Origin of the sequence: Rhizobium sp. SSA_523 (assembly GCF_030435705.1) — a bacterium.
In the GTDB taxonomy this organism is placed as follows: Bacteria; Pseudomonadota; Alphaproteobacteria; order Rhizobiales; family Rhizobiaceae; genus Neorhizobium.
The window spans coordinates 1,829,548-1,855,478 of the sequence record NZ_CP129382.1; the positions used below are offsets into that span (position 1 = coordinate 1,829,548).

A 25,931-nucleotide genomic window follows, 5' to 3' on the forward strand; every position below is an offset into this window, starting at 1 on the left:
GGTATGAAAACGGCCGAGAAACCGACCAGAAAAGCTGGAAAAGCAGCATGAAATGACCAAAAATCCGGCGCAGGACTTTCAGGATTTTGCCAAAACCATGAAATCGCAGTGCAAATGGACTGATGCCGAAAATCCTTTGTGGAACCGCGCGCCGCCCAGCCGCCTGCCTGCCGCGCCGTCGCCTCCCCTTTTCCCTCCCGCTCGCCGGCGCCTTCCCCTGCGCTGCGGCCGGGTGTACCCTTCGGGCAACCAACAGACAGGGAGCCTCATCCTTGAGCGTCGCATTTACCAAGGAAGAAAGTGCCGAGACGGCGGCCGAGACCATTCTGCCGGACCGCCCGGTTTCACCGCATGCCAATCTCGTCACCGCCGCCGGGCTTGCGGCATTGGAACAGGATCTGGCGCGCGCCCGGGCCGCCTTCGAACAGGCCATGGCGGAGGAGGACGTCAACGAGCGCCGACGCCAGCAGGCCGGTCCGGCCCGCGATATCCGCTATCTGGTGGAGCGTCTGCGCACGGCCGATCTGCGGCCCGATCCGGATCAGCAGCAGAGCGTCGTCTTCGGAGCCACGGTGCGGTTCGAACGGGAGGACGGCCGCATCGAGACCTATCGCATTGTCGGCGAGGACGAGGCCGATCCGAAGGCAGGCCGCATCGCCTATGTGGCGCCGGTGGCCCGCGCCTTGATGGGCAAGACGGTCGGCGACATCGTCGCGGTCGCCGGCCACGAACTGGAGATCCTGTCGATCTCCTGAACCGCTCAGGGTTCGGCAAAGGCCGCGGTCAGCGCAAATTCGCGGCCCATTTCCCGGATTTCCTCGAAGACGAAGCCGGCATAGGAACGCGGCACGATGATCTCGAAGACATCCTCGCCGGTGCGGGCAAGATTGCCGGAGACCTGGGCGATCGCCATATTGGCCGAAGCACCGAGCGCGAAGACGTCCCGGTGCAGGTCGATGCCGACGCATTTTGCCAGGATCTGGCGCATATTCGGCCCGGCCATCTGCATCAGCACGCAGCCGTCACTCTGGTCGAGGGCAAAGGCGCCCGTGACCTCGCGCAGCTGCCGCAGCAGGATTTCCGGCGCGACCGACTGCGACACGATCAGCCATTCCGCCGGGCCGCAATTGCGGATAGATGGTTCGCCCGTCCGGTCGAGCGCCTCAAAAACACGCTGCGCATCGCTGGGATGGGCGAGGACCGAGACGATCGCCGCACCGCGCAGGACGCTCAGATGATTGGCGTTCGGCCGCGTCTCGAAGCCGGTGATGTGATCTTCCAAGACGTGCCGGTTTGCGAAGGATGATAGGGTCATCGAAGGGCCCTCACGCCTGAAGCTTCAGATTGTCGGGATCGACGAAGACCGGCGGGCAGACTTCCGCCAGGACCTCGCTGCCGCGCAAGGGATCCCAGACGAGGATCTTCTCGCCATAGCGCTCGCGTCCGGATTTCAGCATGGCGAGCGCGATGAACCGGTTCAGCGTCGGCGAATAGCAGGCGGAGGAAACGAAGCCCTGGTCGTTGGTCATCGAGGGCTTGGCATGTTCCTTCAGGAGATGTGCGCCGGCTTTCATCTCGCCATCCGCCTCGATCGGCATCAGGCCCACCATCTGCAGCCGGTCTGCGGCCGTCAGTCCGAATCGGGTGGAGAGACGCTTGCCGATGAAGTCCGGCTTCTGCATGGCCATCATCCGGCCAAGCCCGACATCGTCGGCCGTCGTGCGACCGTCGAATTCGCTGTGCGTCACATGGCCCTTCTCGATGCGCAGCACGTTGAGCGCCTCGACACCATAGGCGCAGATCCCCTCCTCGTAGCCGGCCTGCATCACGGCATCCGCCACCGCCTCGCCAAAGCCGGCCGGCACCGCCAGTTCATAGGCCAGTTCGCCGGAAAAGGAGATGCGGAACAGGCGCGCGCCAAGCCCGCCTTTCAATGTCACCGCACGCGCGGAAAGCACCGGAAAGGCGGCATTGGACAGATCGGCCTCCACCAGCCGCTGCAGGATGATGCGCGCCTTGGGACCCGCGATCGACATCTGGGCCCATTGCTCCGTCGTCGACCTGCAGCAGACATGGAGCTCCGGCCAGAGCGCCTGGGCGGCGAATTCCAGATGCGTCATCACCTCTTCGGCATGGCCGGTCGTGGTCGTCATCAGATAGTGATCCTGACCCAGCCGGCTGGTCGTGCCGTCGTCGAAGACGATGCCGTCCTCGCGCAGCATCACCCCGTAGCGCGCCTTGCCGACCGGCAATTTCAAGAAGCCGTTGCAATAGATGCGGTTGAGGAACTCCGCCGCATCGCTGCCGAAGATTTCGATCTTGCCGAGCGTTGAGACATCGCAGAGACCGGCGCTTTCCCGCACCGTGCGCACCTCGCGATCGACGCTTTCGCGCCAGGTCTTTTCGCCCTCGCGGGCAAACCAGGCGGAGCGGTACCAGGCGCCGGCCTCGACAAAGGCCGCGCCGTTCTTCGCAGCCCAGACATGCAGGGGCGAGCGGCGCACCGGCCGCGCCTGCTCGGCCCGGGCCGTACCCGCCAGGGCGCCGAAGGAGACCGGCGTGTAGAAGGGACGATAGGTCGTGGTGCCGATCTGTGCCGGCGACAGGCCGCGCATGCCCGCCATGATGCCGATCGTGTTGACATTGCCGAGCTTGCCCTGATCGGTGGCCATGCCGGCCGTCGTATAGCGCTTGCTCATCTCCGCATGCCGATAGCCTTCCCGCTGCGACAGGCCGAGATCGGCCACCGTCACGTCGTTCTGGAAATCGACGAAGGCCTTGCCTTTCGAGCCCGGCACATACCAGAGCGGTGAAAAGGCGGGATCGACACTGCCCTCGACCTCCGGCAGATCGGCCTCGTGGGCGGCAAAGCCGAGATCGCGGCAAAGCCGGATCGCCCTCTCCGCCCCGTCCTTCAGACAGGCGGCGAGCGAAAGGAGACCCGCCGCACCGCCGGCCGGCACGAAAGCGGCGCCGACATCGGGTGCGAGAAACGCCTGCCGTTCCTCCGACCAGACCGGTCTTGCGCCGCGCTGGCACATCAGATGCACGATAGGCGACCAGCCGCCGGACATGGCCAGGGCATCGCAGGCAATCTCCTCCTCATAGCCGGACCGTTCCGTCACGACGGCCTTCAACGACATATGCCCTTTCGTCGACGTCACCATGCCGCCGCGGATGAGCCTCAGCCCCTCGGGCACCGGATCGGCGCTTGAAGGCCGCGGATCGATCAGTGCCGTCACCTCAACGCCGGCCGCCAGCAGATCGCGGGCAAGCTCGTAGCCGGAGCCGCCAGTGGTGAACACCGCCACCTTGCGCCCCACCGCAACGCCAAAGCGATTGAGATAGCTGCGGGCAGCGCCGGCCGTCATCACGCCGGGACGGTCATTGCCGCCGAAGACCAGCGGCCGCTCCTCGGCTCCGGCGGCGAGAATGGCCCGCCGCGCCACGATCCGCCACAGGCGCTCCACCGGCAGGTCCGGGTTCGGCTCCGCCACGTGTTTCTGCACCTGCTCGACGGCACCGAACACCATGTCGTCATACCATCCGAAGACCGTGGTCCGCCGCATCAGCGTGACATTCGGCAGGCTGGCCAGTTCGGCGATCACCGCATCGGAAAACTGCGGCGCCGGCAAGCCGCCGATCGCTGCGCCTTCCGACAGAAGCGAGCCGCCGAAGCGAAAGCCTTCATCGGCCAGAATGACGCGGGCGCCGGCCCGCCCGGCCGAGAGCGCCGCCATCAGCCCTGTCGGCCCGGCGCCGATCACCAGCAGGTCGCAATGTGCCCAGGCCTTTTCGTAACGGTCGGGATCGGCCTGCGTCACGAGCCGCCCAAGACCGGCGGCGCGGCGAATGATCGGCTCGTAGACCTTCTCCCAGAAGGACGCCGGCCACATGAAGGTCTTGTAATAGAAGCCGGCCGCCAGGAAGGGCGACAGCAGGCTGTTGATCGCGCCGATGTCGATCGTAAGCGAGGGCCAGCGGTTCTGGCTTTCGGCGACGAGGCCCTCGTGAAGCTCCGCCATGGTCGCACGCGTATTGGCCTGCGTGCGGGCGCCGGAGCCGATGCTGACGAGACCGTTCGGCTCCGCCGAGCCGGCGGTGACGAGGCCGCGCGGCCGGTGATATTTGAACGAGCGGCCGATCAGCATCTGGCCATTGGCCAGCAGCGCCGAGGCCAGCGTATCGCCCGAGAAGCCGGCTTGGCTCTTGCCGTCAAAGGTGAAGGACAGGGCCTGGCCTCGATGAATGAGGCCACCCGATGCCAGGCGGTGCGATCCCATTATGCCGCCTCTCCCTTTCGACTGCGCGCATCTTCGGCAGCATCGACGACGCGAAAGACGGCATGGCTTTCATTGTCGCGCTCGACGACCAGAAAGCGCCGGCAGCCCGCGCCATGGTGCCAGAATTCGCGGATGAGCCCTTTTGGATTGTCGCGCAGATAGACATAGGCATGCCATGCCTCATCCGCGGCATTGGCCGCCGGCCGCTGCGGAACCGCATCGCCGCGGATCGAGAATTCTTCCCTGGGGCGGACCCCGCAATGGGGGCAGGTAATCAGGCTGGCCATGATGGTCTTCGGTCTCTTCAGTGCAGGTTGGGCTGCGGCCCCTTGCCGCCTTCATCCACCACGAAGCCGCGCTGGAAACGGTCGAGGCGCAGCAGACGCGCCGTGTAATGCGGCTCGTCTCTGGCGATCAGATGGGCAAAGCAGAAGCCGGATGCTGGCGTCGCCTTGAAGCCGCCATAGCACCAGCCGCAATTCAGGTAGAGGTTTTCGATGGGCGTCCGGTCGATGATCGGCGAGCCATCCATCGACATGTCCATGACCCCGCCCCAGGCCCGCAGGACCCTGGCGCGCGACAGGCCGGGGATCAGCGAGACGCCCTCCTCGACCGTATGCTCCACCATCGCCAGATTGCCGCGCTGGGCATAGGAGGAATAATAGTCGATATCCGCTCCGAAGACCAAGCCGCCTTTGTCCGACTGGGAAATATAGAAATGGCCGGCGCCATAGGTGATGACGTGGGGAATGACCGGCTTTAGGCCTTCCGAGACGAAGGCCTGGAGCACATGCGTCTCGATCGGCAGGTCAAGCCCGGCCATCTTGGCGGTAATGGAACTGTGGCCTGCCGTGGCGAGCGCCAGCTTGCCGCAGCCGATGAACCCTTTCGAGGTTTCGATCCCCGTCACCCGCCCCGCCGCATCGCGCACGATCCCGGTCAGCTCGCAATGCTGGATCAGGTCGACGCCACGGCTGTCGGCACCGCGCGCATAGCCCCAGGCAACGGCATCGTGCCGCACCGTGCCGGCGCGCTTCTGGTAAAGGCCGCCGAGAATGGGAAACCGCGCATGGTCGAAGTTCAGGAAGGGCATCATCCGCCGCACCGCGTCGCGATCGAGCAATTCGGCATCCACCCCATGCATGCGCATGCCATTGCCGCGCCGGGCATAGCTGTCGCGCTGGCCGTCGGAATGGAACAGGTTCACCATGCCGCGCTGCGAGACCATGGCATTGAAGTTGAAGTCCTGTTCCAGACCCTCCCAGAGCTTCATGGAGAATTCGTAGAAGGGTTCATTGCCGTCCAGCAGGTAATTGGAGCGGATGATGGTGGTGTTGCGGCCGACATTGCCGGAGCCGAGATAGGATTTCTCGATCACCGCCACATTCGTCACGCCGAATTCCCTTGCAAGATAATAGGCCGTGGCAAGCCCGTGTCCGCCGCCGCCGACAATGATCACATCATAATGCGGTTTCGGCTGCGGCTCCCGCCAGGCAGGCTTCCAGTGCCGGTTGCCGGTGAGCGCGTTCTTGATGATGTCGAAGGCCGAATACCGCATGCGAATTTCCTGGAACAATCGGGCCCACATTCGCACATGCCGCATAAAGGACAAGTCCGATTGCGCCGCAAGCTGCAGCATGGGGGCGCCGCAAGGAGTGGAAGGCGGATCATCGTGGCGGTCGCGCCACAGGCTGCCGGGCGGCGGCCATGAGGCTGCCGGCGAGGATGAAAAGCCTTTCGCTCCTTAGAGAGTCAGACCGTTAGCTGGCGCGCCGTCCCCGCCCTCGCGCCATCTCCTAAGATGGCGGCAGACAATCCTCATGGAGCGCCACCGATGACCGATGCGACCGCCAATCTCCATCTTCCCTTTATCCTTCCCTCGCAGGCGCAGAAGCATGTCACCCATAACGAAGCGCTGGTCATGCTGGACCGCCTCATCCAGATGGTGCTGGAATATGAGGGCGCGGTTGCGCCGGCAGACCCTCTGGCGGGCCAGCGCTTTGCCGTCAGCGGCGCCGCATCCGGCGCGTGGAGCGGCAGGGCGGGAAGCATTGCCTGCTTCGAGGATGGCGCCTGGCATTTCCTCATGCCGACGGTCGGCTTTCTCGCCTGGTTCAAGGATGCCTCTGCGGTGAAGGTATTTACCGGCAAGGGCTGGGAGCGCCCCGCCCTGCCCGATGTGCTGACGCCCTCCCGCCTGGGGATCGGCACGGCGGCCGATGCGACCAATCGCCTGGCGATTGCCGCGCCGGCCACGCTGCTCACCCATGACGGCGCCGGCCATCAGCTGAAGATCAACAAAGCCGGCCCGCGCGACACTGCCTCGCTTCTCTTCCAGTCGAACTGGTCCGGCCGGGCGGAAATGGGGCTGGCCGGAGACGACGCTTTCGCCGTCAAGGTCAGCGGTGATGGCGGCGCCTGGGCCACCGGCTTGCAGATCGACGGCAAGGGCCGCGTGACAACGCCGAACCGGCCGGCCGCCCGTGCCCATCGGGACAGCGGCACCACGATGCCGGCTGCCGGAGCCGAGACCGGCTTTTCCACTTTGTCGTTGGAACAGGGCGGCGTGGCGCTGGGAGCGGTGCTTGCCGCCGGCGGGCGGCTGCTGACCATTCCGGCGGACGGCCTTTACTTTCTCTCGGTGATGATCACCGCCGGCGCGCCGGCCGGCTTTTCGCTTGCTCTGCTGCGCAATAGTGCAACGCCGCTCCTGGTGCTGAAGGGTGCAGCCGCGCTGCAGACGCTGAGCGCCGCCGGGCTTTTCCCGCTCTATTCCGGCGATAGCCTCAGCTTCCAGCATGGCGGAACGGCCCGGATCGAAGAGGGCGCCGGAGCCACGCAGCTTTCGCTGGCACGGCTGTAAAAAGATCCGGTTTTTTCAAAGCCGAAAGCTGCCCCGGCACGCCTCCGCAAGCGGGCCGGCCGCGAGGTCTGAAAAGGCCGGCGGCCCATCCGCGGTGCGGCTTTTGCCCCGGCTTTCTCCGTGCCGAAAATTCCCTCGCATGCTGCAAACACCCGCCACAAGCCTCAGAAAACGTCTCTAAAGCGATGTTCCCGTTTAGGTAATTGTTAAAGCTGAGCGGCTACGGTGCTCTACGTGGTCTTGTGTAGTGTAGAGAGTCCAATGACCGAAATGATCCGCCCTCGAGTGAAATATGTCATCGGCCCCGATGGCAGCCCGCTGACTATTGCGGACCTCCCGCCGGCCAATACGCGCCGCTGGGTTATCCGCCGCAAGGCAGAAGTGGTTGCAGCGGTACGCGGTGGCCTGCTGAGCCTTGAGGAAGCCTGTGAGCGCTATACGCTGACTGTCGAAGAATTCCTGTCCTGGCAGTCCTCCATCAATGATCACGGCCTGGCCGGCCTGAGGACAACGCGCATCCAGCAATATCGCCACTAAGGCTTACAAAACCGCCGCGCCAAGGCAAGGACCGGATCCGAGTGCAAAAATCCCCGTTTCCAGCCAGGAGGGGATCTTTGCACTACGACCCTGTTCAGTGATCTCGTCGCGTGTGCGAGCCGGTTTCGCCTGATGGCGGCACCAGCAAGCCGACGAGAATGGCGGAGGCCGCGTAGAACCAGAGGCCCGGCATGGCGATCGCCACGGCCAGGCCGCTGCTTTTGGCGGCAAAGACGAACAGAGCCACCAGCATCACGTCAATCATAGACCACTTTGACAGATGCGGCAGAATGCGGGCGACAAGATCGCCCGCACGATCTCCTTCCCGGACACGCCCCCCGCTGCGTTCCTCGATGTTCTCCCCGCTGCTTTCCCCATAGCCGCTGTTGTGCCGGGCAAAGTGCCGATAGGCCAGAAGACAGAGCTTGAGCGCGGGAAAGATCACCGAGCACAGGCCGATCAGAACGGCCAATCCCCATTGCCCATCCGATACCAGCCCCAGCAGGAGATCGATGATCGACGGCGTCTGCGAGAAGAAATAGAGCCGCTCAACCCGCATGATCGGCAAGACGAGGCCAAGCAGCAGACACAATGAGGCCACCGGTATCAGAAGGCTTCGCCAGGTCTGCACGTCTCGATCCCCTTCCGGTCTGTTGATCCCGTCTTTCGGTCCTGTCCCTTGGTCTTGTCCCTCGGTCTTGTCCCCTGGTCTTGTCCCCTGGGTCCTGTGCCCTGCCCCGCCTTCGGTCCCCTTGCGTGACCGTCTGATCGGCCAGCACGCCTCTGGCCTTCGCGTAACCGCGGCATTTGCCGGCGCCGCGCGCCGATCCCGCTTTGCTGGCCATTCGCATTGATCGTCCTACATGATGAAGACAGAGCGACGGAAGCGGAAAGGTGCGCCCCATGCAGATCATCCAGGAAGAAGCAGGTTCCGGCGGACGCTATCGCGCCGAACTGGCCGGACATTTCGGCGAGATGACCTATTCGCGCGCCTCACCGCATCTCATCATCATTGACCACACGCAGGTGGACGATGCCCTGCGCGGCAAGGGCGTTGGCCAGGCGCTTGCCGAACACGCCATTCACGAGGCGCAATCCGGCGGCTGGAAGATCATTCCGCTATGTCCGTTTTTCCGGGCCCAGGTGGAGCGTCATCCCGAATGGCGAGACGTCATCCAGAGTTGATCCCGCCAGGGCCGAGGATGGGGAGCGGCAAAAGCAAGGGGTCATGATGGCCGCGACAGAACCGGGCCGCAGACGCGCAAAGGCACGCGGATGTGGACCTCTCCACCTCCGCGCAACGTCGCATCCTGTCTTGTTGGCGGGCCCGTCAGGCGCGGGCGCGCAGTCCTCCGTCCCGCTCTTCGAGCGCCGTTGCCTTGGCAAGATCGGCCTGAGCCTCTTCCAAGGCCAGTTCGGCACTGTCCTGCTGGACGCGCAGTTCCCGGATCGAGACCTGCAGATTGTCGGCACGCTGGCGCGCCGCTTTGGCGAAGGTGGGATAGGCAAAGTGATTCGGATCGGTGATGCCCGATTTCTTCTCTTCCAGCGAAATCTGGTGCTCCAGTTCCTTCGCCATACGTTCAAACTCCGCCATCATCAGTTGCAACTGCTGCAATTGGCGGCGCTTTTCATTCACCTGAAATTCTTTCAGGCGCACAAGGCTGTCACGCGTCTTCATACGCAATACTCCCGTGGATAGCGAGACCCCGGCTGATACACATTTTAAACCCTGAGTCCGAACTGCAACAGTTCGGTCAGAAAAATTGCTGCGGCGTTAAGGAATTTGACCGCCGCGGTAACCTTTCATTTACGGGCATCGTTAATGATAGGGACGATCTTTTAAGGGTCCGTAAATGCCATGGCCGATTTCGGCCCTCGACAATGATGAGTCGAATGAATCACTTGCAGCGAAAGCCTCACAAGTTGATTCAGGTATGGCGCTGGCAGATTCACATGACAAATCAGGCGAATACCAAGTTTGTTTAACGAATTCCTGTACCTTGCCAAAGGGAGTCAGAGTTTGTTAACCAATTGGTGTCAGCTTCCAAATCAGGCAACGTCTGGACCGTTTCGCGTTAGGGGGCATTCACACACCTTTCGCGGCGGTAAAGGGGAAAAATATGCGGGTTCTACTCATCGAAGATGACAGCGCGACAGCGCAGAGCATCGAGCTGATGCTCAAGTCCGAGAGCTTCAATGTCTACACGACGGATCTCGGGGAAGAGGGTGTCGACCTCGGCAAGCTGTACGACTACGACATCATTCTGCTTGACCTTAATCTTCCGGACATGTCGGGCTACGAGGTCCTGCGCACGCTCCGGCTGTCGAAGGTCAAGACACCGATCCTCATCCTGTCCGGCATGGCCGGCATCGAGGACAAGGTCCGTGGCCTCGGCTTCGGCGCCGACGACTACATGACCAAGCCCTTCCACAAGGATGAGCTTGTTGCACGTATCCACGCCATCGTCCGCCGTTCGAAGGGCCATGCCCAGTCGATCATCGTGACCGGCGAACTTCTGGTCAACCTGGACGCCAAGACCGTCGAAGTCGGTGGCCAGCGCGTCCACCTGACGGGCAAGGAATACCAGATGCTGGAGCTGCTTTCGCTCCGCAAGGGGACAACCCTGACCAAGGAAATGTTCCTCAACCATCTCTATGGCGGGATGGACGAGCCGGAACTGAAGATCATCGACGTCTTCATCTGCAAGCTGCGCAAGAAGCTGGCCAACGCCGCCGGCGGCGCAAACTACATCGAAACCGTCTGGGGCCGCGGCTATGTGCTGCGCGAACCGGATGGGGCGGAATACGCAGAGACCGCCTGATCTCCGGCCCGCCCGGGACCAGTCCCGGGAACACGCAAAGAACCCGCAAATGGCTTTTACGCCCGCGCCTCCGGTGCGGGCGTTTTTGCGTCGGCACCGGACCGGCCCGGGTGCGAGAACGGCTTGCTTTGCGAAGCGGCGGTGAAAACGCGGCGGCGGACCTGGAACCGCTAAAAGCGCTTCTGGAACGGGATCAGGCGTCGCGGCGGCAATCGCCGGCGGCTCCGTTACGTCTGCGTTGGGGCTTCGTGTGGATGTGCCGCGGTCACCCGCGCGCCAGGGATTGCGCTGGTTTTGCGCTCGCCTTGCGCTCAGGCCACCCGGGCCGCCGTGCCGAAGACGGCGCTCAGGATCTTTCGGTCGAAGGGTTTCAGCAGGAAATCGTCGGCGCCGGCCCGCTTGCCGGCCATCATCTTTTTCAGGTCGCCCTCGATGAGGCAGTAATAGATGCGCACCCGCTCGCTGCCCTCCAGCGCGCGCACGGCGGTGATCAGCTCCAGGGCGCCCTCCAGATGCGCGTCGACAATCAGCACATCGGGCATGTCAGCGCTGCAGGCCCTCAAAGCCTGCTGGTCGCTGGACGTCTCGGCCACCATGAAACCGAGCTCGGAGAGGATCCGTTTGGCCACCGTGCGAACAATGTCGGAGCTGTCGGCAATCATCAAACGGCGCATGATCCACTCCACATCCCAGGCGAAGGCCCCGCCCCGCTTCCTGTCATCGGAAAGCAAAGTCTAGGGCCTGGCGCCTAAGGAAGCGTTACCAACCGCTTTTCAGGCCACCGCCGTCTCGGCGATGAAGGCGATGCGATCTTCGGAGACCACATGCTTGAGCTCCATGCCGCACTCATCGGCCAGCAGCACGGTGTAATAGGGCTGGATGGAATGGGCATCGACCGCCTCTTCCAGCGAGCCGCTGCAGACATCGGCATATTTCTGCGGCAGGCGCAGCATGCGTCCCTTGGTCGTGATGGTGAACTTGGCGTCCGTTTCCGGATTTTCGATCAGCACATCCAGCGAACCGCCGCGCGGGATCGAGCTATAGGCCACCATGAAGAGGTTGAGGAGCAGCTTGACCTTGTTCTTGGGAATGATGGCGCGCGGACCGCTCCAGGTGACTTCGGTCTTCTTTTCGGCCTCGGCGAAATCCTTGGCCGCCTTTTCCGCCTCGCCGGTATCGATGGAGGCACCGACGGAGCCCGAGGCGCCAAAGGCGAGCCGGGCGAATTTCAGGCGCACGGAGGCATTGAGCGCCGAGGTGCGGATCAGGTCGAGCGCATCGGCATCGGCACCGCCCTCGTCCAGAAGTTCAAGGCCGTTATTGATGGCGCCGACCGGCGAAATGACGTCGTGGCAGACGCGGCTGCACAGGAGCGCCGCCAGATCGGGACCGCTGAGGGTGAGGTTCGGGTTCTTCGACATGGTTCGTTCCTGCGTGTGAGCGTCGTTCATGGGAGGAAAGTGGCACGGAAAGCTTGCACGGATGTGGCGGCCGCTCCGAACCCTTCGCGCGTTGCCGCCATAATGACACCATTTTTGGTAAACCGCTTGTTAACAGGATCATCGCAAGATGTGATAACAGCCGCAAATGTCGGCATGGCGAATGACAAAAAGAACGGAGAGCCCCATGCGCTTCGACAGATCTTTCAATACCGTCCGGCTTCTGGCCGCATTGCTGGTCTGCGCGGTCGCAGCTCTGCCCCTGTCTTCGGCGGAGGCTCAGCAGGCCCAGAGGTCCGATCAATACGACTTCCAGGAAATCGTCGATGCCGGACACGGCTTTTTCGGCTCCACCACCGGCGGCCTTGCCAAAGTGGTCGAGCGGGCATTCCAGCAATATGGCCTGCCTAACGGCTATATTCTCGGACAGGAAGGCTCGGGCGCCTTCATCGCCGGCCTGACCTATGGCGAAGGCGAACTCTACACCAAGAATGCCGGCAATCATCCGAGCTTCTGGCAGGGCCCCTCGCTGGGGCTGGATTATGGCGGGCAGGGCGCGCGCACCATGATGCTGGTTTACAACCTGCCGGATATTCAGTCCCTCTATTCCCGCTACGGCGGCGTCAGCGGCTCCGCTTTCGTGGTCGCCGGGGTGGGAATGACGGCGCTCACCAATGAAAATGTCGTGATCGTGCCGATCCGCACCGGCATCGGCGCGCGTCTCGGCGTCAATATCGGCTATCTGAAATTCACCCAGTCGCCGACCTGGAACCCGTTCTGATCGCGTTTGCACGCTCCAGCCGTGCTGCACGCCCGGCAAACGGACCCGCGCGCCTCGCAAGGCAAGAGAGAGCGATCGCCTTTTGCGCGGCCCAGCCAAAAGCCCGTGCAGCCGCTTATGGCACGCGCCTCTCTTGCCGCACCGCCAGGGATGTTCTAGGGTCTGTTGACAATCAGGTTTCGGACGTGGCGCGTTTCGGATTTGGTTGCTGAACAGGCGAAAAGCGCAAGGGATACCCGATGTATCACGAGCATTTTCAACGCATTCAGCGGGCAAATCCGACGCGTCCGCAGGATTTGGAGAAAAATGGCCCATTTTGGCGTCGCGAAGCCTTGAAAGGGGTTGATCCTTCCTGCGGCTTCGCTCCTAAAACTGGGCCATATTCTCGCAAACCACGTTCCAAACCCTGAATGTCAACAGACCCTAGCTCTATGCGCAACTGTAAATTCATGATGGATCTCCCGTGATCGAGTTCGCGCTCCTGTTCGGCCTGGGCTTTCTCAGCGCGACACTGATTGTCATGGTGATGGCGCCAGCCGTTCACCGACGCGTGGTCCGCTATACCGAAAACCGGCTGAAGGCGACGATGCCGATCAGCCCGTCGGAGGTGCGCGCCCAGCGCGACCTCGCGCGGGCGGTCTATGCGGCCGAAAATGCCCGGACCAAGCAGGAACTGATCACCGAGCGCGACCGCGCGGTTGCCATGCAGATCCGCTTCGACAAACTGGCCTCCGAGACGACCGATCTGCATGCAGCCAATCACGATCTGCAGATGCAGGTGGATGATATGAGCACCGAGGCGGCCGATCTGCGTTCGCGGCTGCGGCGCGAGGAAGGCTTCATCCTGCAGCTCAAGCAGTCGCTGGCGCTGGTCGAAACCACACTCGAAGCCAAGAATGCCGAGACGGAGGCCCTGCAGGCACGCATCGGCCGTCTTTTGTCGGATGTCGATGCGCTGAAGGTCGAGCTCGCCACCCGCGATGCGGAACTGGCAAGCGTGAGCGGCCGCACCGAGACGCTCCGCGAAGAGCGCCAGATGCTGCGGACCGATGTGAAACTGCTGACGGCGCGTGCCAAGAATGCAGAGGCGCAATTGCAGGAAGAGAAGCGGCGTCTGGCGAGGCTGGACGAGAAGCTGATCCGCGAAGTGGCCGCCAAGGCGGATCTGCTTGCGCGGCTGGAGCGCCGGGAAGAGCAGCTGAGCCGGCTGCAGGGCCGGGAAAAGGCCGTCAGTGGCGAGCTGTGGCAGCCTGTGACGGGAAGCTACCCCCTGCCGCGCGGCAAGAAGACCGGCGCCGAGGCCAAGGCCGCCGCCGCCCTGATCGGGCCGCCGGGTCCTCCCGAACCCGATGGTCTTGAAGAAGAGCCCGCCGCCAGCGATGTCGCCAGTGAAGCCCCGATTGAGGCCGCCGATGAAGGTGCTGGCGGGAGCGAGAGCGCGATCGGCGCATCAGCCGCGACGGCGCTCGACATGGCGGAGGATATGGCGGCGGATCCGGCCTCGGCCGAGGCCCTGGACCTGGCGCCTGCGCCGGTTTCGATCGACCTGACACGGTTTGCCGATGACATCCGCAATCGCAGCGCGGCACTCTCCGCACAGCTGCCGAAATCGAAGAACCGCAAGACGGACGAGGCGCTGCGCCAGGAACTGGCGCATATTGCAGCGGATCTGGTGGCGCTGACCGCAGCGCGTGAGGGCGAAGCCTCCCCCATTCCCGCCCTTCTCGCCTCGGACGAGACAGGCCCGGCCGGCGCCAAGCGGCAGAGCCTGGCAAGGCGCGCCCGCACCACCTATCGCAGCCTGGTGCCGCCGGCAGACGGTGCGTGAGCGGCGTTAGGCTTCTCTTCCAGATAAGGATGCCCTTTAGATGAGGCCTTGCCGGCGGGCGAGCTCGTAGAGCGCAATCCCGGTGGCGGTGGCGGCGTTCAGGCTGTCCAGCCCTTCCCGCTGAGGGATCCGGGCGGAGCGGAAGCGGCCAAGCACCTCCGCCGGAAGTCCCTCGCCTTCCGTTCCGGTCACCAGCGCGATACCGCGGGCCGTCGGAATATCGCGCAGGTCCGCCTCGCCGCGCGGTGACAATCCCCAGATGGAAAAGCCCGCATGATCGACCTTCGACAGAAGATCGAGCGCGGACGTGTCGCGGGCGTAAGGAACCGAGAGCACCGAGCCGACCGAGACACGCAGCGCCTTGCGGTAGAGCGGATCGCAGCAGCGCTCGTCCATCAGCACGGCCGAGGCCCCGAAGGCGGCCGCATTGCGGAAAATTGAGCCTATATTGTCGTGATTGGATATGCCGCAGGCGACGACCACCAGTGCCGGAGCCGCCGCTTGCGCCAAAAGCGCCTCGACGTTGAGCGCCGGCCCGCGTCGGCCAAGCGCCAGCACGCCCCGGTGAAGATGGAAGCCGGCAATCGCATCCAGGATCCCGGCTGACGCGACATAGACGGGCACATCCGGCGCCACCTCGTCCAGCAGGCCGGCAAGGCCGGCCACCCGGCTCTCCAAGAGCAGGATCTTCTCGGCCATGAAGCCTTTGCCGGCCGCATGCGCCGCGATCAGCATGCGCAGCACGACCGTGCCTTCGGCAATGAAGCCGCCGTCACGCCCGACAAGATCCCTCTCCCGGATATCGCGAAACTCCGCAATGCGCGGATCGCTGGCATCCTCGATCGGGATAAGCTCTCTCGCCGGCCGCGCCCGCATCAGTGCTCGGCAATCGTCACGTCGGCGGTGATGCGGCCGACGGAAAGGTCATAGATCAGCGCCTTGCGCGTGCCGGACAGCGTGCCGTAAAACAGGATCTGGCTACCCGAATGCGAAACGGACTGGATGGAAAAACCGGCGGGCAAGGTCGCGGTGGCGGCAAGCGGCTGATCGGCCGGCACCGCAAACGAGCCGGACGCCGCAGGCTTGGCCGTCTCGCCCGTGTTCGACGCCTTGTAGACAACGGCCACCAAGACCGCCATAAGGCTGACGAACATGATGCCGGCCGAAACGATCTGCAGGCGCACCATCTTGCGGCGGACCTTTTCCATTACCGGATCGAGCGGTTCGTCCTCCTGGTGCTCCGGTTCGTGATTGGCCATGGGTAAGGGCGTCCTTGCTGAGATTGATCTGGAAACAAAATGAACGACCCCTTTAACGAAGCTCAGCAGTCAAGGAAAGTCCTCACCGCGGGCGAAGAGGCTGAAGGCCGCCTGGATTCCTGGCTGGCCGCGGCACTGGACGGCGAATTTTCGCGCAGCCGCATCAAGGCGCTGATCGAACAGGGTGCGGTGGCGCTGAACGGCAAGCCCTGCACCGAACCCAAGAAAAAGATCCATTCCGGCGATCTGGTCGAGATCGGCCTTCCCGAACCGGAAGATCCGGAGCCCAAGGGCGAGGACATTCCGCTCGACGTGCTCTACGAGGATGATGACCTGATCGTGATCGCCAAGCCTGCCGGGCTCGTGGTGCATCCGGGTGCCGGCAACTGGACCGGCACGCTGGTCAATGCCCTCATCCACCATTGCGGCGACAGCCTGTCCGGCATTGGCGGCGTCAAGCGGCCCGGTATCGTCCACCGGCTCGACAAGGAAACGAGCGGCGTGATGGTGGTTGCCAAGCATGACGCCGCGCACCGCCATCTGGCCGCGCAATTTGCCGATCACGGCCGGACGGGCGAGCTGGAACGGGCCTATATCGCGCTTGTCTGGGGACGTCCGCAGCCGCTGCGTGGGACGATCGATGCGCCGCTCGGCCGGTCGGGCTCGGATCGGACCAAGCGGTCCGTGAAGCGCGAGGAGGCCATGGACGCCCGCGAGGCGATCACCCATTACGAAGTGGTGGAGCGCTTTCTGGAAAAGGAAGATGCGACCTCCCTCGCCGCTCTGGTGGAATGCCGGCTGGAAACCGGCCGCACGCATCAGATCCGCGTGCACATGGCGCATATCGGCCATCCGCTGATCGGCGATCCTGAATATGGCGCGGCCTTCAAGACCAAGGCCAACCGGCTTCCGCCGCGCGCCAAAGAGGTGGTGGACGGCTTCCACCGCCAGGCGCTGCATGCCTATCTGCTCGCCTTCGAGCATCCGCGCACCGGCGAGGTGATGGAATTCGAAGCGCCCGTTCCCGCCGATCTGGAGGAACTCCTGGAGGCGCTGCGGGAGAGCTGAGCGTCTCTGCGTCACGGATGGGCGCCAGCACCGGATTTCCCATCGCCTCATCAGCGTCCAATGATCCAAGACGCCGCATTTTCGTATTGTTATAACGAGGACGTGAGCGCGCGTGCGTCGCTTGAATCACCCTTCTGCCGTACTTATCTGGTAGATGGATTGGTGCGGGGTCGAGGGAAGACCCGCGCCGAGAAGGCTCGCCCGCGGGCGCCGCTGACGCTTAATGGGTCACGGCGACGCAAAGGGAGCCGAACAAGGATCAAAGGGGGTGCTTTATGGCCCGCAATACATTACCGTCGATTACGTCCGGCGAGGCCGGCCTTAATCGCTATCTCGACGAAATCCGCAAATTTCCCATGCTGGAACCGCAGCAGGAATATATGCTGGCGAAGCGCTATGCCGAGCATGGCGATCGTGATGCCGCCCATCAGCTGGTAACGAGCCATTTGCGTCTGGTCGCCAAGATTGCCATGGGCTATCGCGGCTACGGCCTGCCGATCGGCGAAGTGGTTTCCGAAGGCAATGTCGGCCTGATGCAGGCTGTCAAGAAGTTCGACCCGGAGCGCGGCTTCCGTCTGGCGACCTATGCCATGTGGTGGATCAAGGCCTCGATACAGGAATATATTCTTCGCTCCTGGTCGCTGGTCAAAATGGGCACCACCGCCAATCAGAAGCGGCTGTTCTTCAACCTGCGCCGGCTGAAGGGCAAGATCCAGGCCATCGAGGAGGGCGATCTGAAGCCCGACCAGGTCAAAGAGATCGCCACCAAGCTCAAGGTCTCCGAAGACGAAGTCGTCTCGATGAACCGCCGCCTGACCGGCGATGCCTCGCTCAACGCGCCGATCCGGGCAACCGAAGGCGAATCGGGCCAATGGCAGGACTGGCTGGTGGATGACCATGACAGCCAGGAAGACGTGCTGATCGAGCAGGACGAGCTTGAGACCCGCCGGCGCATGCTGGACAAGGCGCTCAGCGTGCTGAACGAGCGCGAAAGGCGCATTTTCGAAGCCCGCCGGCTTTCCGAAGATCCGGTGACGCTGGAGGAACTGTCGACCGAATTCGATATTTCCCGCGAGCGCGTGCGCCAGATCGAGGTCCGCGCCTTTGAAAAGGTGCAGGAGGCCGTGCAGAAGGAAGCATTGGCGCAGGCCAAGGCGCTGCGCGTCGTGGACGTCGACGCCTGAGACCGGCGCGCTTTCGCTCTAAGCGCCAGCACTGACCGACCAAGCCGCCCCTGACCGGGCGGCTTTCTTCTTTAAGCGCGCCTTCCGCCCCTGGTGACGGAATGACGAGGCCACAACGTCCCCCATGACGGCCTCATGACGGCCTCATAGCGGCCTTCTGACGGCCTCATGGCCAACCCATGGCTGCTGCGCGCTTCATTCCGTCGCCAATTGCTGGCGAAGGAACCAGACCGAACCGAGCCCCAGCAGGCCCACAAGCCAGGCCAGCAGGATCAGCAGCGCCTCCAGGCCCGCTGCCTGGCCCTTGGCCGCAAACAGCCAGGCCCGCAAGGTTCCGGCCGCATAGCTCGGCAATGGCAGTATCTCGGCATCCCGTCCGGCATAGATCTGCAGCATGGAGGCCGTGATCGCCAGCAGGAAAGCGGGGAAGACCGCCGCGATCATCGACCTGCTGATGATCACCAGCGCCGCGACCAAAGCCGTCAGCACGGCCAGTTCCATGAGGGCGATGCCGAAAGCCGGAACCAGAAGGCCGGCCGAGCCGGCGTTCAAAGAAATGGCGCGCAGCCCTTCGCCGGCCAGCAGGCTCATTGCAAGGTTGAGCGCCATATCCCCGACCATGGCGACGATCAGGCCCGCGCCGAGGCAGATCAGGCAGGCGCAGAACTTTGCCGCGAAAAGCCGGCTTCGCGCATGGCGCGGCACCATCAACCGCCAGGTCGAAAGGCGATATTCGAGGAAGAAGACCGAAGCGATGCCCATCGCGTAAAACAGATGGCCGAGCGAATTACCGGAGAGCGACAGGCCCTTTGCCGCGGAGAGAAACAGGTCGACACCGCCCTCGGCATGGCGGCCACTGCGCACGAGGACGATCCCCTGCAGCACGAGCTTGAACAGCAGGGCAAGCATCGGCACGATGAAAAAGCCGAAGAACAGGAGGCCGGGCTGGCGCAGGAGCTTTCGCATTCCCGCAGACAGGAGCGGCATCACAGGCTGTCTCCGCGCGTCTCGGTGAGGAAGACTGTCTCCAGATCCGGCTTCACCCATCTGGCTTCGTGAATGCCGATGCCGGCTTTGACCAGCAGACGGATCAGATCCGGGACACGATGACGATCGATCCGGATATAGACGCCCTCGTCGCCGGGCTCGGCATGCTGTCCCAAATGCGCAAGCACCCGATCCGGCGCATCACTTCTCACATAGAAGCGGCCCTCACGGTCGAGCAGCGCCGAGACCGCCCCCTCCGCCGCCAGCCTTCCGCGCTTGAGGATGGCAACGCGGTCGCAAACCCTTTCCACCTCGTCCAGCAGATGGCTGGACAGCAGCACGGTAAGCCCGTCGCGATGCGCAAGCTCCCGCATCAGCGCCCGCATGTCGAGGATACCGTCGGGATCGAGGCCATTGGTCGGCTCGTCGAGCACGATCGCCTCCGGCTGCCCCACGAGTGCGCATCCGATGCCGAGCCGCTGCTTCATGCCGAGCGAAAAGCTGGAAACCCGCCGGTCGGCCGCCTTGGCGAGACCGATCCGCTCCAGGATCCAATCGACCGGGGCGCCTGTGGCGGAGGCGTTTGACAGCATTTCCAGGTGCTCGCGCGCCGTGAGGAAGGGGTAGAAGCTCGGCGCCTCGATCAGCATTCCGAGCCTGCGGCGCGTCGCCGGGCCGGCTGCTTCGCCGAAAATGCGGATCTCTCCGCGATCCGGCCGCACCAGGCCTGCAAGGATGCGCAAGAGCGTGCTCTTGCCGGCGCCGTTCGGCCCCAGAAGGCCATAAATCGTGCCGCGAGGCACGGAGAGACTGAGCTGGTCGAGCGCCTGGACCTTGTCCTGCCTCTGACCTTGGCCCCGGCTCTGGCCCTGGCCTGTGCCATAGCACTTGGAAATCGAGAGGATGGAAAGGGCGGGCGCCGCCTCACCCGTGCCGGCCGGCGGCCGTGTATCTCGTCGTCGAAGCACCGCAATCCCTCGCCCGCACCACAGAAGGCCAAGGGTCCGCACCGACCTTGGTTTTTCTGTGGCGGCGCCGAGATGCGCAGGCGTGCACCTGTGCAGGAGGCATAAAAAAATCCGCCGGACGCTGTCCGGCGGAGTCTCGTCTCGACAAAAGGTGGGCGGCGTTTACTGGCCCTGCGCCGGGGCCATTGCCGTCCATTCCCGGATGGCCTCGTCGAAGGCCTTTGCCCCCTCCGGGCCCTTCTGCAGGGTCAGGAGCGCGCGGCGGCCTGTCGAATAGACAAGCGGCACATCGATCCAGTTGCGGCTGCGCAAAAGCTCGAGATTGCGGGCCCGCGCATCGGGGAAATCATTGAGCGCGATCATGTGGAAATCCTGGGTGATCTTGGCCGGAACCGCAATCAGCGGATCGCCGCGATCCTGCTCGGTCGCCTTCATCGAGATGCGCGAAACGCTGTCGATCGCGCCGCCCTCGAAGTCCTTCGGGAGCGAGAAGACGAATTCCACCAGATGGCTCGCCGGCAGCGAGGGATCAGCATTGCGCTTGAATGTCACAAGAGCGGTCAAACCGCGACCCGGCACATTCACCCGGCCCTGCACGACCGGCTCGGGCCTGCCATTTTCGCCGGCTTCGTTCTGCAGCGACCAGGATACCGTCCCCTCGACGGCAACCGGCGTCGACTGGCCGATCCGCTCCTCATAGAGGAAGATCTTCTCTCCGGCCAAAGCCGGCGCTTCCGATGGCGTCGTCGCCGCGGTACCGGGAGGCGGCGTCTGTCCTGCGGGGGCTGAAGGGGCCGGAACGACCGTCTGCGCGCCAGCGGCAGCCGGAGGATCGCCCGCCTGTCCCGCCGGCGGGGCATTCAGCTGCGCCACGGACTGGGCAGCCGCATCGCCCTGCGGACCACCTGCGCCTTCATCGGTTTCCGTTCCGTCGGCGAGCAGGCGCTGGGTAAACTTGTCGGGACCGGCTTCCGTCCCCGGGGCTCCGGCGGCGGGCGTAGATCCAGCCGCACCAGCCGCCCCAGCGGCAGCCTGCGTCGAGGATGGCGCCGTCGACGCCGGTGCACCGCCCGCCTGACCGGCCGGCGCAGAGCCCGCGCTGTCGGTCTGCGACGGTGTCTGGGCCGGCGTCTGACCCGATGTCTGTGCCGCGGTCTGATCCGGCGCCTGCCCGCTCGTCTGGCCGCTCGTCTGACCGCTCGTCTGCGATCCGGCCGTGCCGGCTTCGGGAGCCCCGCCATCCCCTACGAGGGAATTCAGCGCATCGCGGTTCATCCAGATCGCATAGCCGCCTCCGGCCAGCAGAAGAAGTCCGATAACGGCCAGCAGGACAACGCCATATCTGCGCTTGGGCTTCGGCTTGATGCGATAGGCCTTGGCGACCGGGGCGGCCATCAGCGCTTCCAGCTCCGCGCCGTCCTTCTGGCCGTCACGCGCGCCGAAACCCTGGCCCGCCGGATCGCTGCCGGCTTCCGCCTCGCGATCATAGCCGATCAGCTCTTCCAGATCGTTCCACGGATCTTCCGCGTCGGGCTTGGCCGCCCCACGCGGGCCGGTGGCATTGCCGCGGGAAGCCTCGCCCGCAGCCGAAAGCGCCGCCGTCTCGCCGGCTGCCGCCCATTCGTCATCCTGCAGATCCCCCTGCAGATCCCCGGCCGCACCCATTGTGGTGGTCGTGACCGTCGGGTGCATGAAGGATGCCAGCAGCTCGTCCTCAGGATGCCGAGGGGCGGAGGGCGGAGCGGAGGGATCGCGAGCGGGCCGGACGGTCAGATCGGGAAGATCCTCGACCGAGGGCATGCGCGCCGTCGCAGTGGCGTGCTGCTCATCGTCGAAATGTGCATGCAGCATGTCGTCGGAGGCGCTGAGCGGCTGCGTGAAGTCGCCGGTGGGCGGATCCTGCAGATAGCGCGGCGCCGGCGAGCCCCAATCGGCCACATCGGCCGCGTCTGCACCATCGGGCCGGCGGCCGGATGCGTCGATATCGGAACTCGGTTCGGGATCGGAATCGAGGAAGGGATCCCCGGCAACCAGAGGCGCCGTCGACGGTGCGTCGGGCCAATCATTGCGCCGCTGCGTCACATTCACCCGCGACGGCTGGTCAAGCGGCGAAAAGACATCCTGCTGGTCGCCGGCAAAGGCGTTCGCACTGGCGTTCCCGCGGCCCGGATCGTCATGGGCAGGATGATCTTGGGCAGGATAATCCTGGGCCGGATAATCCCGAGTAGGTTGATCGGGCGCCGACGGGTCGATCACCGTCTGCGCAGCCGGATAGGCGAGGTCCTGATCATTTTCGTGATCGGCCCGCTGCGCCTGCCATGGTTCGGTGGCTGGCTCGACGGTTTCCTGGTAGCTCGGCCGGTCATAGACCGCTTCGCGATGATCGTGCCAGTCCGGGGCGGGCTCGTCCGCCGGCATCGTGGCCGGATGCGTATCCGAGTGCGTGTCCGAATGAGTAACCGGATGCGTGCCATCGCGCGGATCCAGATCGGCGCGCTCTTCGGCCTCGCCGTGCTGATCCGCAAAGGCGGTCTCACCGGCATAGGCCTGGCGGCCCTCGTCTGTGGTGCTAAGCGGCTGCCAATCCTGCTGGCTGCCGGCGACAGGCCGGCTATCCTCGACCGGCAGCGCCTCATGCCCTGTCTCATGCCCGGTCTCGTATCCGGCCTCGTGCCCAGCCTCGTATCCGGCCCCCGGCGCATGGCCCCAGCTGTCATCCACAGCGGCAGCGGAAGGATCGACCGGGCGGGCGGCAAAACCGTCCTGCTCCGCAAGCGTCGAATCCTGCGCATCGGCCTGCGGCTGCTCGTCCGCCCGCAGACTGTCCGGCGCACCATAGGCGGCGCGTGCGTCATCGGCGAAAGGATCGGCTTCGGCCGCACCATTTTGAACAGCACGATGCCGATCCGCATCCTGCGCCTCGGTGTCGGCGCCCTGATCGACACCTTGATCGACACCCTGATCGCCACACTGATCGCCACTGGCATAGGCCTCTGCGGGGCGACCGGCGATGGCCTGCGCTTCGCCGAGCGGCTTCGGCTGGTCACGATCCTGGGACCCCTCGAGATCCTGGCGCTCGTTCAGCGCCTGCGACCCCGCTGGATCCTGCGGCCACGCCGCCTCGGCCGGCACCATGGCACCGGCATCGGGCTCCGCCGGCAATGCGGGCGCATGTTCGGCTTCCACTGCGGCAATGGCGGCATCCAGCTTCTCCAACTGGCGACGCAGCATGTCCTCAGATGGGCGCGGCTTCATGTTCTCCAGTTGCCGCTGAACGGCACTGCGAGCCTTCTCATAAACCCGGACACGCATCTCGGGGGTATTGCTCGCCAGACCATCGACGGCCCGGCGAATAACCGCTACAAAATCAGCCATTGATACTTTCTCTTGATCACCGGCATTGTCGCCGAGTGAAAAGGTAGATAGCGCCGGACTTTAGTCTTCAAATGGGTCCGTCACAAGTATGGTATCGTCACGCTCCGGGCTGGTGGACAGAAGGGCGACCGGCGCGCCGATCAATTCCTCCACCTGCCGGACATATTTGATCGCCTGGGCCGGCAGATCCGCCCATTTGCGTGCGCCGACGGTGGATTCCTTCCAGCCTTCCAGCGTCACGTAGATCGGCTCGACACGCGCCTGCGCCGCCTGGGCCGCCGGCAGATAATCGATCTCCTGACCGTCCAGCCTGTAGCCCACGCAGATCTTCAGCTCGTCCAGCCCGTCCAGCACATCGAGCTTTGTCAGCGCAATGCCGGTAATGCCATTGGTGGCCACCGACTGGCGCACCAGCGCAGCATCGAACCAGCCACACCGGCGCTTACGCCCGGTAACTGTGCCAAATTCATGACCACGCTCGCCCAGAAACTGACCGATTTCATCCGTCAGCTCCGTCGGGAACGGGCCTTCGCCGACGCGGGTCGTGTAGGCCTTGGTGATTCCCAGGATGTAACCGAGCGATCCCGGACCCATGCCGGAGCCCGCCGCCGCCTGCCCCGCCACCGTGTTGGACGAGGTGACGAAGGGATAGGTGCCGTGGTCGATATCGAGCAGCGAACCCTGCGCGCCTTCGAACAGGATCCGCGACCCCTTGCGGCGCGCCTTGTCCAGCATGGTCCAGACCGAATCGATGAAGGGCAGGACGCGATCGGTAACCGAGGTCAGCTCCTCCATGATCGTCTTGTGCTCGACTTCCGCGGCACCGAAGCCGCGACGCAGCGCATTGTGATGGGTGAGGATGCGCTCCACCTTGCCCTCGAGCGCTTCCAGATCGGCCAGATCCATGACGCGAATGGCGCGGCGGCCGACCTTGTCCTCGTAAGCCGGACCGATGCCACGGCGGGTTGTGCCGATCTTGGTGCCGCTATTGGAAGCGGCATCCTCGCGCATGCCGTCCAGCTCGCGATGCAGGGAGAGGATCAGCGTGGCGTTTTCGGCAATGCGCAGATTGTCCGGGGTCACCGAGACGCCCTGGTCCTTCAGGCGGCCGATTTCAGCGATCAGCGCATGCGGATCGACGACGACTCCATTGCCGATCACCGCCATCTTGCCGGGACGCACCACGCCGGACGGCAGAAGCGAAAGCTTGTAGCTGACGCCGTCGATGACCAGCGTATGGCCGGCATTGTGGCCGCCCTGGAAGCGCACCACGATATCGGCGCGCTCGGACAGCCAGTCAACGATCTTGCCTTTGCCCTCGTCACCCCATTGCGATCCGATTACCACGACATTCGTCATTTCGAAGCTTTCCTGCTCAACCCGCGGGGCTCTCTGACGCCCGCTCAAACCGGCGCATCTATACTGTGGGAATTTCGGGAAAGCGACCCGTTTGTGACCATTTTGCCGGTTTTTACGTGACACATTGCGAATGGACCGGCTATCTCCCCTGCCAAAGAGGATCGGCGCGCCATATTGCGCCCGGTCATTCCGGAGGTCTGCCTTGCATCTACGCGCCTATTTCTTCCTCATTCTCGCAACGTTGAGCTGGGGCGGCAATGCCGTCGTCGGCAAGCTGGCCATTGGCCATGTGAGCCCGATGATGCTGACCATGCTGCGCTGGAGCATTGCCTGCGCCATCATCTTCGCCATTTCCTGGCCGCAGCTGAAGAAGGACTGGCCGGTGGCGAAGGCGCACCTGCCGCTGATGATCTTTCTTGGCGCCATCGGCTATACGCTGTTCAACGTGCTGCTTTATTCCGCCGTGCATTACACCACCGCCATCAATGTGACGATCGAGCAGGCCGGCATTCCCTTCCTGATCTTCCTGGCGAATTTCTTCCTGTTCCGCATCCGCATCTCCCTTGCCCAGGTGCTCGGCTTCTCCCTCACCCTGATCGGCGTGGCGCTGACGGCCTCGCATGGCGATCTCGGGACGCTGCTTGCGCTTGGCGTCAATTTCGGCGACGGGCTGATGCTGATCGCCGTCGTCGCCTATGCCGCCTATACGGTCGCGCTGCGCTGGCGCCCGCCGGTGGACTGGCGCACCCTGATGGCCATACCCGCGCTCGTCGCGCTGGTCTGCACCCTGCCGCTGGTGGTCTGGGAATGGAGCCGCGGCAGCATGATCGTGCCGGATGCCGCCGGCTGGTCGGCCGCCCTTTATACCGGCCTCTTCGCCTCGCTTCTGGCACAGGTCTCCTACATTCAGGGCATTGCCTATATCGGCGCCAATCGTGCCGGCCTGTTCATCAACCTCGTGCCGGTCTTCGGCACGCTGCTCTCGGTCCTCATCATCGGCGAGGAGCTCTACGCTTTCCACGTCATCGCCCTGGTGATGGCGCTGGGCGGCATCGCGATTGCCGAACGCTGGAAACCCGCCGGCACCTGACCCGCCCGAAACCGGCCGACCCGAAACTGGCCGGCCCAGACGGATCAGGCCGGCTATTGCAGGGCCTGGACGGCGGTTTTGCGCG

At 64.1% G+C, this 25,931-nt stretch carries 24 protein-coding genes; 10 read left to right on the forward strand and 14 right to left on the reverse strand.

Annotation, left to right across the window (positions count from 1 at the left end; all coding sequences use genetic code 11):
- Positions 1–272 precede the first annotated feature (272 nt).
- Positions 273–755, forward strand: a complete 483-nt coding sequence (gene greA, locus QTJ18_RS17135; protein ID WP_252752810.1) for a transcription elongation factor GreA — start codon at positions 273–275, stop codon at positions 753–755.
- A 5-nt stretch (positions 756–760) separates the two neighbouring features.
- Here greA and QTJ18_RS17140 read toward each other — a convergent pair whose 3' ends face one another.
- Genes QTJ18_RS17140 through QTJ18_RS17155 form a run of 4 tightly spaced genes read right to left on the reverse strand, consistent with a single transcriptional unit; the run spans position 761 to position 5,841 of the window.
- Positions 761–1,315, reverse strand: a complete 555-nt coding sequence (locus QTJ18_RS17140) for a sarcosine oxidase subunit gamma (protein WP_252752809.1) — start codon at positions 1,313–1,315, stop codon at positions 761–763.
- A gap of 10 nt (positions 1,316–1,325) precedes the next feature.
- Complete coding sequence (locus QTJ18_RS17145; protein WP_252752808.1) at positions 1,326–4,283, reverse strand: sarcosine oxidase subunit alpha family protein; 2,958 nt, start codon at positions 4,281–4,283, stop codon at positions 1,326–1,328.
- Entirely contained in the window at positions 4,283–4,570 is a 288-nt protein-coding gene (locus QTJ18_RS17150; protein WP_252752807.1) for a sarcosine oxidase subunit delta, read from the reverse strand. Before QTJ18_RS17150 ends, QTJ18_RS17145 begins: the two co-directional genes overlap by 1 nt.
- Positions 4,571–4,587: 17 nt before the next feature.
- On the reverse strand, positions 4,588–5,841 hold the full coding sequence (locus QTJ18_RS17155) for a sarcosine oxidase subunit beta family protein (RefSeq protein ID WP_252752806.1): 1,254 nt from the start codon (positions 5,839–5,841) through the stop codon (positions 4,588–4,590).
- A 276-nt stretch (positions 5,842–6,117) separates the two neighbouring features.
- Here QTJ18_RS17155 and QTJ18_RS17160 point away from each other — a divergent pair, with 276 nt between their 5' ends.
- Complete coding sequence (locus QTJ18_RS17160; protein WP_252752805.1) at positions 6,118–7,146, forward strand: DUF2793 domain-containing protein; 1,029 nt, start codon at positions 6,118–6,120, stop codon at positions 7,144–7,146.
- 261 nt (positions 7,147–7,407) lie between these two features.
- A complete protein-coding gene (gene sciP / locus QTJ18_RS17165; RefSeq protein ID WP_018327815.1) occupies positions 7,408–7,683 on the forward strand; it encodes a CtrA inhibitor SciP in 276 nt (91 codons plus the stop codon).
- A gap of 94 nt (positions 7,684–7,777) precedes the next feature.
- Here the strand turns inward: sciP and QTJ18_RS17170 are convergent, their stop codons facing one another.
- A complete protein-coding gene (locus tag QTJ18_RS17170) occupies positions 7,778–8,314 on the reverse strand; it encodes a paraquat-inducible protein A (protein ID WP_252752804.1) in 537 nt (178 codons plus the stop codon).
- A 272-nt stretch (positions 8,315–8,586) separates the two neighbouring features.
- Between QTJ18_RS17170 and QTJ18_RS17175 the strand changes: the two genes are divergently transcribed.
- The gene (locus QTJ18_RS17175; protein WP_252752803.1) at positions 8,587–8,868 is read left to right on the forward strand and encodes a GNAT family N-acetyltransferase; all 282 of its coding nucleotides are present in this window, start codon (positions 8,587–8,589) and stop codon (positions 8,866–8,868) included.
- 145 nt (positions 8,869–9,013) lie between these two features.
- Here QTJ18_RS17175 and QTJ18_RS17180 read toward each other — a convergent pair whose 3' ends face one another.
- Positions 9,014–9,364, reverse strand: a complete 351-nt coding sequence (locus QTJ18_RS17180) for a flagellar export protein FliJ (protein WP_252752802.1) — start codon at positions 9,362–9,364, stop codon at positions 9,014–9,016.
- A gap of 442 nt (positions 9,365–9,806) precedes the next feature.
- Here QTJ18_RS17180 and ctrA point away from each other — a divergent pair, with 442 nt between their 5' ends.
- On the forward strand, positions 9,807–10,508 hold the full coding sequence (gene ctrA, locus QTJ18_RS17185) for a response regulator transcription factor CtrA (RefSeq protein ID WP_252752801.1): 702 nt from the start codon (positions 9,807–9,809) through the stop codon (positions 10,506–10,508).
- A gap of 311 nt (positions 10,509–10,819) precedes the next feature.
- Here ctrA and QTJ18_RS17190 read toward each other — a convergent pair whose 3' ends face one another.
- Together QTJ18_RS17190 and chpT are read right to left on the reverse strand one after the other, a co-directional pair.
- Positions 10,820–11,182 carry a response regulator gene (locus QTJ18_RS17190; protein WP_252752800.1) on the reverse strand — a complete coding sequence of 121 codons (363 nt, stop codon included), beginning with the start codon at positions 11,180–11,182 and terminating at the stop codon, positions 10,820–10,822.
- A gap of 99 nt (positions 11,183–11,281) precedes the next feature.
- A complete protein-coding gene (gene chpT, locus QTJ18_RS17195) occupies positions 11,282–11,929 on the reverse strand; it encodes a histidine phosphotransferase ChpT (RefSeq protein ID WP_252752799.1) in 648 nt (215 codons plus the stop codon).
- A gap of 205 nt (positions 11,930–12,134) precedes the next feature.
- Between chpT and QTJ18_RS17200 the strand changes: the two genes are divergently transcribed.
- The gene (locus QTJ18_RS17200) at positions 12,135–12,728 is read left to right on the forward strand and encodes a DUF1134 domain-containing protein (RefSeq protein WP_252752798.1); all 594 of its coding nucleotides are present in this window, start codon (positions 12,135–12,137) and stop codon (positions 12,726–12,728) included.
- A 463-nt stretch (positions 12,729–13,191) separates the two neighbouring features.
- On the forward strand, positions 13,192–14,556 hold the full coding sequence (locus QTJ18_RS17205) for a coiled-coil domain-containing protein (RefSeq protein WP_252752797.1): 1,365 nt from the start codon (positions 13,192–13,194) through the stop codon (positions 14,554–14,556).
- Positions 14,557–14,592: 36 nt separating this feature from the next.
- Here QTJ18_RS17205 and QTJ18_RS17210 read toward each other — a convergent pair whose 3' ends face one another.
- A complete protein-coding gene (locus QTJ18_RS17210; RefSeq protein ID WP_252752796.1) occupies positions 14,593–15,432 on the reverse strand; it encodes a TrmH family RNA methyltransferase in 840 nt (279 codons plus the stop codon).
- Complete coding sequence (locus QTJ18_RS17215) at positions 15,432–15,815, reverse strand: hypothetical protein (protein WP_252752795.1); 384 nt, start codon at positions 15,813–15,815, stop codon at positions 15,432–15,434. Before QTJ18_RS17215 ends, QTJ18_RS17210 begins: the two co-directional genes overlap by 1 nt.
- A gap of 39 nt (positions 15,816–15,854) precedes the next feature.
- Between QTJ18_RS17215 and QTJ18_RS17220 the strand changes: the two genes are divergently transcribed.
- Positions 15,855–16,883: an RluA family pseudouridine synthase gene (locus QTJ18_RS17220; protein ID WP_252752794.1), complete on the forward strand. Its 1,029-nt coding sequence runs from the start codon at positions 15,855–15,857 to the stop codon at positions 16,881–16,883.
- Between the two features lie 275 nt (positions 16,884–17,158).
- Positions 17,159–18,067 (forward strand): RNA polymerase sigma factor RpoH, encoded by a 909-nt coding sequence (gene rpoH, locus QTJ18_RS17225; RefSeq protein ID WP_252752793.1) that lies wholly within the window; start codon positions 17,159–17,161, stop codon positions 18,065–18,067.
- A 195-nt stretch (positions 18,068–18,262) separates the two neighbouring features.
- Here the strand turns inward: rpoH and QTJ18_RS17230 are convergent, their stop codons facing one another.
- The 4 genes from QTJ18_RS17230 to QTJ18_RS17245 form a co-directional block, all read right to left on the reverse strand.
- Entirely contained in the window at positions 18,263–19,054 is a 792-nt protein-coding gene (locus tag QTJ18_RS17230; RefSeq protein WP_252752792.1) for a hypothetical protein, read from the reverse strand.
- Positions 19,054–20,022 carry an ABC transporter ATP-binding protein gene (locus QTJ18_RS17235; RefSeq protein WP_252752791.1) on the reverse strand — a complete coding sequence of 323 codons (969 nt, stop codon included), beginning with the start codon at positions 20,020–20,022 and terminating at the stop codon, positions 19,054–19,056. The genes QTJ18_RS17230 and QTJ18_RS17235 overlap by 1 nt, the downstream gene beginning before the upstream one ends.
- Before the next feature lie 162 nt (positions 20,023–20,184).
- Positions 20,185–23,397 carry a hypothetical protein gene (locus QTJ18_RS17240; RefSeq protein ID WP_252752790.1) on the reverse strand — a complete coding sequence of 1,071 codons (3,213 nt, stop codon included), beginning with the start codon at positions 23,395–23,397 and terminating at the stop codon, positions 20,185–20,187.
- Between the two features lie 60 nt (positions 23,398–23,457).
- Positions 23,458–24,756 (reverse strand): adenylosuccinate synthase, encoded by a 1,299-nt coding sequence (locus QTJ18_RS17245; protein ID WP_252752789.1) that lies wholly within the window; start codon positions 24,754–24,756, stop codon positions 23,458–23,460.
- A 202-nt stretch (positions 24,757–24,958) separates the two neighbouring features.
- On the opposite strand from QTJ18_RS17245, the gene QTJ18_RS17250 reads away from it, so the two are divergent.
- Positions 24,959–25,846: a DMT family transporter gene (locus QTJ18_RS17250; protein ID WP_252752788.1), complete on the forward strand. Its 888-nt coding sequence runs from the start codon at positions 24,959–24,961 to the stop codon at positions 25,844–25,846.
- Positions 25,847–25,931 lie beyond the last annotated feature (85 nt).